The sequence below is a fragment of the Saccharomonospora halophila 8 genome, from assembly GCF_000383775.1.
Lineage (GTDB): Bacteria > Actinomycetota > Actinomycetes > Mycobacteriales > Pseudonocardiaceae > Saccharomonospora > Saccharomonospora halophila.
On sequence record NZ_KB912586.1, the window covers coordinates 66,969 to 69,080 of the forward strand.

2 protein-coding genes are annotated in these 2,112 nt (G+C 69.8%); both read left to right on the top strand.

The genetic code is table 11. The features are described from left to right. Positions 1 to 390: archease (locus SACHA_RS25810; protein ID WP_019812240.1), on the top strand; the 390-nt coding region annotated here is incomplete at its 5' end. 392 nt (positions 391 to 782) lie between these two features. Further along, the coding region (locus SACHA_RS23105) for an MFS transporter (RefSeq protein ID WP_019812241.1) at positions 783 to 2,112 on the top strand (1,330 nt) is incomplete at its 3' end.

The following is a 2,112-nucleotide window of genomic DNA, read 5'->3' on the forward strand; positions in this document are numbered from 1 at the left end:
CTGGCCGAGGCCGTGGCGGCGCTGGTGGACAGCTTCGCCGAGGTCGCCGACCACTCCGACACCGACGCCGGAGCCGGAGCCGGAGCCGGAGCCGGGGCCGGGGCCGGGGCCGGGTGGGAGGTGACCTCCGAGCTCACGGCCGCCTCCGACGAGGACCTGCTGGCCGCGGTGCTGGATGAGGTGATCTACCGGCTCGACGTGGCCGACCTCGTCCCGACCGCCGCCGAGATCACCGAGGAGCACGCGGACCACGTGCGGCTGCGGCTGCGGGGCGTCGGCACCGACGCGGTCGGGTTCATCGGCGCGATCCCCAAGGCGGTCGCGCTGTCCGACCTGGTGCTGAGCCGCGCCGGGGACCACTGGACGGCCGCGGCGACCGTGGACGTCTGACGGGCGCGGTGACCGGGGACACGGCGGACCGCCCGGACTCCCGTCACACGTTATCCATCTGTCACCTTCCCGTCTCACGCAACTCCGTTGCTATAAACGGGACGATATCCGGACTTCGGCGCGTGCGTCGCACCTTCACCGACTTCCGACGCGGCGGTCGACGCAACAGGAAGAACGCGCGTTCGCCGGATGCGATCGGACGTGCGTGAGGTACGTGTTGACTCGACACCGACCCCTCAGTACGTTCCGCTGCGCGCAATCGAGTTGTCCGATTCGGTCGGTGCACCGGCAGGCACCACCACAGGGGCGACCGTGGCGGCCGTGCCGCCCGAATCCGTCCGACGGTGACGTCCTTCCACGTCGCCGTCCCGATGAGCGAAGGAAGGCCCGCGATGAGCGCAACGGTGTCCGATCCGGACACGGAACCGCGACCGGGGACGATGCGTCGCGTCGTCACCGCGAGCTTCATCGGCAACCTCGTCGAGTGGTTTGACTACGCCGTCTACGGCTACCTGGCCACCACGATCGCCGTGGTGTTCTTCCCCGAGTCGTCCGCCACCGCCGGACTGCTGTCCACCTTCGCCGTGTTCGCGGTGTCGTTCGTCATCCGCCCGATCGGCGGGATCTTCTGGGGACACTTCGGCGACCGGGTGGGCAGGCGCACCGCGTTGTCGCTGTCCATCCTCATCATGTCCGCGGCGACCTTCGTGATCGCCCTGCTGCCCGGATACGCGCAGGTCGGGGTGCTCGCCCCGATCCTGCTGCTCGTGGTCCGGCTGGTGCAGGGCTTCTCCGCGGCCGGTGAGTACGCCGGCGCCTCGGCGTTCCTGTTCGAGTACGCACCACGGAACCGGCGGGGAACCTTCACCAGCGTCGTCCCGGCCAGCACCGCGTCCGGGCTGCTGCTCGGCTCGGTCGTGGTCACGGCGCTGACCGCGACGCTGTCCGCCGAGGACATGGAGTCCTGGGGGTGGCGGGTGCCGTTCCTGCTCGCCGCCCCGCTCGGGCTGATCGGCCGCTACATTCGCGCCAAACTGGAGGACACTCCCGAGTTCCGCGCTCTCGAACAGCAGGAGTCGCAGGTCCGCGCGCCGATGCGGGAGACCTTCGCCCGCAACTGGCCCGCGATCCTCATCGCGTTCGGTGTCACCTGCCTCAACGCGGTCGGGTTCTACATTCTGCTCTCCTACATGCCGACCTACCTGTCCACCGAACTCGGCGTGGACGACACCGCCTCGTTCGTCTCCACCACCGTCGCCCTGACCGGCTACATCGGGTCGGTGTTCGTCATGGGCCGGATCTCCGACCGGTTCGGACGCCCCGCCATGCTGATGACCGCCGGGGTGCTGTTCGTGGCCCTGTCCGTCCCGGTGTTCCTGCTGCTCGGCCTCAGCGGACTCGTGGGGGTCACCCTCATCCAGCTCGCACTCGGGATCATGCTCAGCATGAACGACGGCACACTGCCGTCCTATCTGGCCGAACTGTTCCCCACCGAGGTCCGGTTCACCGGGTTCGCGTTCAGCTTCAACACCGCCAACGCGCTCTTCGGCGGCACGGCCCCGTTCATCGCCACCTTCCTGATCGAGGTCAGCGGGAGCCGGCTCGCGCCGAGCTGGTATCTGGCGCTGGCCGGTGCCGTGGCGGTCGTGTCGCTGCTGGCCGCGCGCCGCTCCGTGCCCGCGCGGAGCACGGAGCGGGAAACCGACCGGACGGCCGTGCCCG